The sequence below is a fragment of the Thiocapsa sp. genome (assembly GCF_011390875.1).
Lineage (GTDB): Bacteria > Pseudomonadota > Gammaproteobacteria > Chromatiales > Chromatiaceae > Thiocapsa.
The window spans coordinates 1-6237 of record NZ_JAABRP010000248.1; the positions used below are offsets into that span (position 1 = coordinate 1).

At 61.8% G+C, this 6237-nt stretch carries 7 protein-coding genes, 1 pseudogene and 1 riboswitch; of the genes and pseudogenes, 7 read left to right on the forward strand and 1 reads right to left on the reverse strand.

The window, feature by feature from the left end; all coding sequences use genetic code 11:
* The 4 genes and pseudogenes from GPT33_RS16255 to GPT33_RS16270 all read left to right on the forward strand — a co-directional run.
* On the forward strand, positions 1–357 hold a 357-nt coding region (locus tag GPT33_RS16255; RefSeq protein ID WP_296810918.1), incomplete at its 5' end, for a recombinase.
* A gap of 312 nt (positions 358–669) precedes the next feature.
* Positions 670–837 (forward strand): annotated as a pseudogene (locus GPT33_RS16260) (type I restriction-modification system subunit M N-terminal domain-containing protein); the annotation flags it as partial.
* A gap of 22 nt (positions 838–859) precedes the next feature.
* Positions 860–1483, forward strand: a complete 624-nt coding sequence (locus GPT33_RS16265) for a LysE family translocator (RefSeq protein ID WP_296810923.1) — start codon at positions 860–862, stop codon at positions 1481–1483.
* Between the two features lie 9 nt (positions 1484–1492).
* Complete coding sequence (locus GPT33_RS16270; RefSeq protein WP_296810926.1) at positions 1493–1783, forward strand: hypothetical protein; 291 nt, start codon at positions 1493–1495, stop codon at positions 1781–1783.
* Between the two features lie 124 nt (positions 1784–1907).
* Here GPT33_RS16270 and GPT33_RS16275 read toward each other — a convergent pair whose 3' ends face one another.
* A complete protein-coding gene (locus tag GPT33_RS16275) occupies positions 1908–2651 on the reverse strand; it encodes an MBL fold metallo-hydrolase (RefSeq protein WP_296810929.1) in 744 nt (247 codons plus the stop codon).
* 252 nt (positions 2652–2903) lie between these two features.
* On the opposite strand from GPT33_RS16275, the gene GPT33_RS16280 reads away from it, so the two are divergent.
* The 3 genes from GPT33_RS16280 to cbiQ all read left to right on the forward strand — a co-directional run.
* On the forward strand, positions 2904–5006 hold the full coding sequence (locus GPT33_RS16280) for a SulP family inorganic anion transporter (RefSeq protein ID WP_296810932.1): 2103 nt from the start codon (positions 2904–2906) through the stop codon (positions 5004–5006).
* 134 nt (positions 5007–5140) lie between these two features.
* A riboswitch (cobalamin riboswitch) is annotated at positions 5141–5367 on the forward strand.
* Between the two features lie 27 nt (positions 5368–5394).
* On the forward strand, positions 5395–5577 hold the full coding sequence (locus GPT33_RS16285; RefSeq protein ID WP_296810935.1) for a hypothetical protein: 183 nt from the start codon (positions 5395–5397) through the stop codon (positions 5575–5577).
* Between the two features lie 8 nt (positions 5578–5585).
* Positions 5586–6237 (forward strand): cobalt ECF transporter T component CbiQ (gene cbiQ / locus GPT33_RS16290; protein ID WP_296810939.1); only part of this gene is annotated, 652 nt, incomplete at its 3' end.

Sequence of the window (6237 nt, forward strand, 5' to 3'; positions counted from 1 at the left end):
GCTTGGCTCGAGGCGTCCGGCCTGTCCGAGAAGGTCGTCAAGAAGCATCGTGCAAATATCGATTTCTACATCAACGACTATCTGCTTTACGAGGACGCGCTCGAGGCCAGAGACGGCGTGGACCCTGTCAGCTGGTTTCTCGGAGACTGGTTTATCAGGAAGGCCATGTGGTCAAGCCAAGCCAGCATTAAGGAGAATGCAGCAAGCCTCAAAAAGTTCTACGCCTTCATGCATGAAAAAGGCTTGGTCAGCGCGGACGATCTGGTCGAGTTGAAGCAGATCGTCAAGGAAGGGATGCCGGATTGGTTGGAAACCATGAGGGACTACAACAACGCCGGGATCGATGATTCTTGGTGACGGTCAGTGTTCGAGGAACGATAAGCGAACTTCGTTACAATGCTCCCGCGTGGCGGGTCGGGACGCTCGCAAGCCCGCCGATCGCCGCGAAGCGGCGCCCCCGGGATAGACGACTTGCAGTCGTCCTCTTCGCCCGCCCCGACGGCCGGCGAGGTCGCGTCCAACGCGAAGATCTCGAAGACCGCGCCGGCTCCAGCGGTCGTCAAGTCTGCCGGGGCCGATCCTATCCAAAAACATCGCATACCCCGTAGGGCGCGGTTTAAACAGCAAAGCAAGAGCGAGGACGTGGCGGTAACGAACGACATCGGACGTCTGTTTCAACAGGCATTCAAGAACATCGACGATGTGCTTTGGAAGGAGGCGGGTTGCAGCTCGGAGCTGGATTACACGGAGCAAACCTCCTGGCTCTTGTTCCTGAAATATCTCGACGACCTGGAACAGGAGCGGGCGACGGAGGCCGAGCTCGAAGGCAGGACCTACAGTGATGCCTATGGAAAGTAGTGTGACACTGACCAATATGGTGCTGTTATTCGGCGCCATGGCCGTATTGGCGGCTGTGCCGAGCATTAGCGTTTTGGCTGTCTCGGCAAGATCGGCATCTTTCGGCTTCGTCGATGGCGCGTTTACTGCCATGGGGGTCGTCGTCGGGGATATACTCTTCATCTTGCTGGCCATGTTTGGGCTTGCGCTTCTTGTTGAAGCACTGGGCAGCATGTTCTTTATTGTCAAGTATCTGGGCGGGGTTTACCTGATTTGGCTGGGCATCGCCCTCTGGAGATCAGGAGAAAGAGCAACCGAAATCGGAAGCGCCACCGGCTCTTCTCTGCAATCGAGCTTCATGACGGGCCTGCTCATCACGTTGGGTGATCAAAAGGCGGTCTTGTTCTACCTTGGTTTTTTGCCTGTGTTCATTGATGTGTCCGCAATGACCTACCTTGACGCGGGAGTGGTATTGGGAATAACGATACTGGCAGTCGGTGGTGTGAAGCTCGTTTATGCGTATGCTGCAGATCGAACGAGTGCCCTTTTTCGGGGCAAGGCGGGAGAGGCAGTGAATGTGATAGTCGCCTGTCTTATGATCGCTGCCGGTACCTCCATTCTGGTCATGGCGTTGTCTCGCGGTTGATGCAACCTTGTGCAAGACGAACCAGGCATTGTTCGTCCCCATCTCAGTCGCAAATCCGTGGATCCGCCGGGCGATCGAAACGGATTCCCGGGTGCAGTCGAGAACCCCGAGAATGATGTCCATGCGATCGGGGATTCGCCGGCCGAAATGCTCGACCCCGGCCTTCTCGTCGATCAGGCTGACGACCTCGTCTTCGAGCATGAAGTCTCTCACCAACTTCTCGATCGGTCCGTCGCAGCCTTGGCCGTCGGTCTCGATCTTCCCGGCCTGCAGCAGGCGCAGATTGCCTCTGGCGAGTGAATACTCGGGGCCGATCTCCGTCGACAGGTTGATCGGCTTTGCCGGCAACGGATCCGAGTCGCCGATCCGCGTCGGCGGCGAGGGATCATCCACCGGGCAGGTCACGCGCTCGGTACCCCGTCGGCTACCCGGGCGCGTTCACCCGTCCGACGATGCCGATCTCCCGGCCAACGCCGCCATCGATGCAGCGCGCGCCGAACGCATGGCGGAACGCGTCCCTTGCGGCGTCTCCCGTGCAGTGGGTCGGTACCACGTAGGCGACGTCGAGGGCCTGCAGCGCGCGAATCGCCCGGTCGATCCCCGCGGCGTCCGAGTCCATCAGGTGAAACCCGCCGATGGCCCAATCGATCTTCTTCCCCAGAAGGCGCGAGGCGTGCTCGACGATCCGCTCCATTCCGGGATGCGCACAGCCGCTGGTGACTGCCGTGACCCCGTCGGCCTCGATCACCATCGCGTGCTCGGGAGGGTTGCTGTCGAGCATGCCGGTCGAAAAGACGCCCGGGGCAAGCGTCACAGGGTCGGCCCCGACGACAACCAACTCGCCGCATAGACCATGAAGGTCATTGATCAGATGCTTCGAGAAACCCTCGTGCACGACGACGGTAGCCTGCGGATTCATCTCCAAGACGGAATCCAACCCGCCGATGTGGTCCCAATGCGGATGTGAGAGAAAGAGCAGATCGACGGATTCCGGGGCGATGTCGAGCGTGGCCATGTTCCTCAGCAGGACGCGGCCGTTGCTGCCCGTATCGAACAGGATCGTCCGGTCTGCGACCCGAATCAGGGCCGCGAACCCCCAAAGGCTCGTCAGGCCCGGGACTCCGGGATAATTGTCGAACAGGATCGTCATGCGAGAAGGATCTGTCATCGGTCGCTTCCTCGGGCCTCCCGAGACCTGGCTCGGGTCGCCCGTGCTGGTGCGGGTCAGTGTTGCGAGAAAGCCGGCTGGCAGGCGACCGGGACGTGTTCCCCGAGGTACCCATCGATGAACCGCTATGCCCCGGATGCGTATCATCGATTGGTCCGACCGCCGGCACGTCGTTAACCTAGAGTATTGCTGAACCATTCGCGCGCACCAATCGAGCGTTTCTTCAATCTCCTATCAGCCGGACGAGTTGTCATGATGGAACGCCTGTATCCTGTCCTGCCCTTTTTGCGCTGGTTCCCCATGACTCGGGAGGGCCTGCGCGACGACATCATTGCCGGAATTACGGTGGCGTTGGTGTTGCTGCCGCAGTCGATGGCCTATGCCCAATTGGCAGGTTTGCCGGTCGTGTATGGGCTTTACGCCTCCTTTGTGCCCGTCATGATCGCCTCGATGTGGGGTTCGTCGAGTCAACTGCACACCGGCCCGGTGGCGATGCTCTCGCTGATGTCCGCCGCGGCGATCATTCCCTTTGCGTCGCCGGGAAGTGCGAGCTTCATCGAGCTCTCGATCATGCTGGCCTTGATGGTCGGAGTGCTGCGTCTCGCACTCGGTCTGTTCAAGCTCGGGGCCATCGTCAACCTGCTGTCGAGCCCGGTGGTCGTGGGCTTCACGAATGCGGCGGCACTGATCATCGGACTCTCGCAGCTGAGCAAGATCATCGGCGTGCCCTTTCCGCGCTCGGACTTCTATCTTGCCGACCTTTGGCGCGTGGTGCAGCAGATCGGCGAGACGCACTGGCCGACACTGGTGTTCGCGCTTGCGGCTTTTCTGCTGATCGATGGGCTCAAACGGTTCTCCCCCCGGCTCCCCGGCGTCTTGATCGCCGTACTCGCAACGACCGCCTGGTCGGCAATGATCGGCTTCGAGCACAAGTCGACAGTCGGGATCGAGCAGATCCAGGACGTGCCGACGGTGGAGACGATCGAGTCTTACAACCAGACCGAGATGCGCATCAAAGCCCTCACCGCCTTGATCTCTGAGCGTAGCCGCGAGGCTGCTCGACTCGAGCAGGAGGGCGGGATGGATGCCATCAAGCGCGCCGCGGAGTTGTCGGCGTCGGTCCGTCTCTTCCAGTACGAGCTGGATCAGTCGCGGTCCCAGAACAATGCGCGCCGCATCGACCTGCACGCGATCCGCCTGGAAGGCTCGCCGATCCCGGACGGGCCAATGCTCCTCTTCGCCAAAGGCCAGGTCCCCGAGGGACTGGCGCGTGACGGTCGGATCTGGCATTTCGTCGAGACGCGCGACGGGACGGTGACGCTCTCCTCGGGCGGGGCCGTGGTCGGGGCCATCCCCGAGGGACTGCCGCAGTTCGCCGTGCCCGAGGTGCAGTGGGATCTGATCCTCGCGCTGCTTCCGGCGGCGATCGTGATGGCGCTGATCGGCTTCATGGAGGCGACCTCGATCTCCAAGGCGATCGCCACCACCACAGGCGAGCGCATCAACGCCGGCAAGGAGCTCGTCGGACAAGGTCTGGCGAACATTGTCGGTAGCTTCTTCAGCTCCTACACGGTCAGCGGATCCTTCTCGCGATCGGCCGTTGCAGCCAAGACAGGCGCCAAGACCGGCCTCTTTGCCGTCATCAGCGCACTGGCGGTGATGGTCGTTCTGCTCTTTTTCACGTCCTATCTCTACAGTCTGCCGCAGTCGGTGCTGGCGGTCATCGTGATGATGGCCGTCTTCGGTCTGATCCGAATCGCGCCGCTGGTCCACGCCTGGAAGGTCGACCGTGGCGGCGCGATCGTCGGCATCGTGACCTTCCTGGCGACCCTCGTGATGGCCCCGGCCATCGCCAACGGTATCCTCCTCGGCATCGCCCTGACGGTGCTGCTCTATCTGATCAAGAGTATGCGTCCGCGTGCGGAGATTGTCGCGCGTAAACCGGATGGAACGCTCGGCGGCATCAAGGCACACAATCTCACGCCGGTCAGCGAGACGGTCGTGCCGGTCCGCTTCGACGGCTCGCTGACCTTTTCGACCGTCGCTTACTTCGAGGACATCGTGCTTGAGGCCATCGCCGAGTTTCCGAAGACCAGGGTGATCCTGATCATCGGCAGCGGGATCAACGAGATCGACGCATCGGGCGAGGAAAAGATCAACGAAGTTGCAAAACAGCTGCGGGTCGCCGGTATCGGGCTCTACTTCAGTGGATTGAAACATCAGGTGATGTCCGTCCTCGAGAAAACCGGAATCGTCGAGGAGCTCGGACGCGAGCACTTCTTCCCGAACAAGGAGCATGGGCTGAGAGCGTTGCTGGAGCGTTATGAGGACTCATCCGAACCGCAACGCAAGTGAGGGCGGGTGGGGTACTGTGCATCCCGCGGCACATGAGACGCTGCCACGCTGACCGGCGGTATCGTTTTCGTGCAAGCGGGAGACATTGATCGCGCCGAGGCCGTTCGTTTAGACTCCGGCGACTCGGTTCTGCTCGTCAGAGAACCACGAGCGGTTCAACCGTCGGGAACGGCTGTTGAGTCAGGAACAGATGATGCTCGCCATCTTGGGCCGACTCCGTGACCGTCCCCGCAACCTTAAGCGCCGAGGTCCACCGCTGAAGCCACTGGGTGTTGTCATTCGCAAGGGGTGACGGCCCGGGAAGGTCGGTGATGCCGACGACGCGCGAATCAGGAGACCTGCCGAAACCCACTCCAGCAACGGGACGGGCGATCCCATCGAGGTTTGTATGCACATCGTCGAGGCGGTCGAAGGTGTCGCGCTGAACGGCAGCCCCGATCTCGGTGCCGGGCATCTGCCCGAGGTCCGGCTCTCGCCCCGGGCGGTCGCGCCGATATCGGACCGGTCTGAAATCGCGGGTCTCTTCCGGTTGCTCTTTTTTGTCTACAGCCGCCGGCCGGCGCGCGGCTGAGTCCGGCCATGGGGCATCTCTTCAAGCCCGACGAACGTGCGGCGCTAGCCGGCGGGGCTCGCCGGGGCTGGCTGCAGGAACTGGATCCGCGCCTTCGCATCGTTGCTGCCACGTTGTTTGCACTGGCGGTGGTTTCCCTCTCCGGCTTACAGACGCTCGCACTCGCGCTTATCCTGGCCATCCTCTTGATGTTCTGGGCTCGTCTGCCCGCCGGCCCGACCCTCAAACGGATGGCGGCGATGGACGGCTTTATGCTGTTCATCTTGCTGCTGCTGCCCTTTACCGTTGCCGGGACGCCGATCTTTGCGTGGGGATCGCTCAGCGCGAGCGCCGAGGGGCTGCACAAGGCGATCGCGATCGTGCTCAAGGCGAACGCGATCGTGCTCGCGCTTCTGGCCTTGGTCGGCAGCCTGGAGGCGGTCACGCTCGGTCACGCCCTTGCCCGTCTGCGGATGCCGGCGACGCTGGTGCAACTGCTGCTCTTCACCGTGCGCTACATCACCGTCATCGGCGAGGAGTACGCGCGACTGCGCACCGCGATGCGTGCGCGCGGCTTTCGCCCGGGTAGCAACCGACACACCTACCAAAGCCTTGGGTATCTGGTCGGGATGCTGCTGGTGCGCAGCCTGGAACGCTCCGAGCGTATCCTGGCCGCGATGC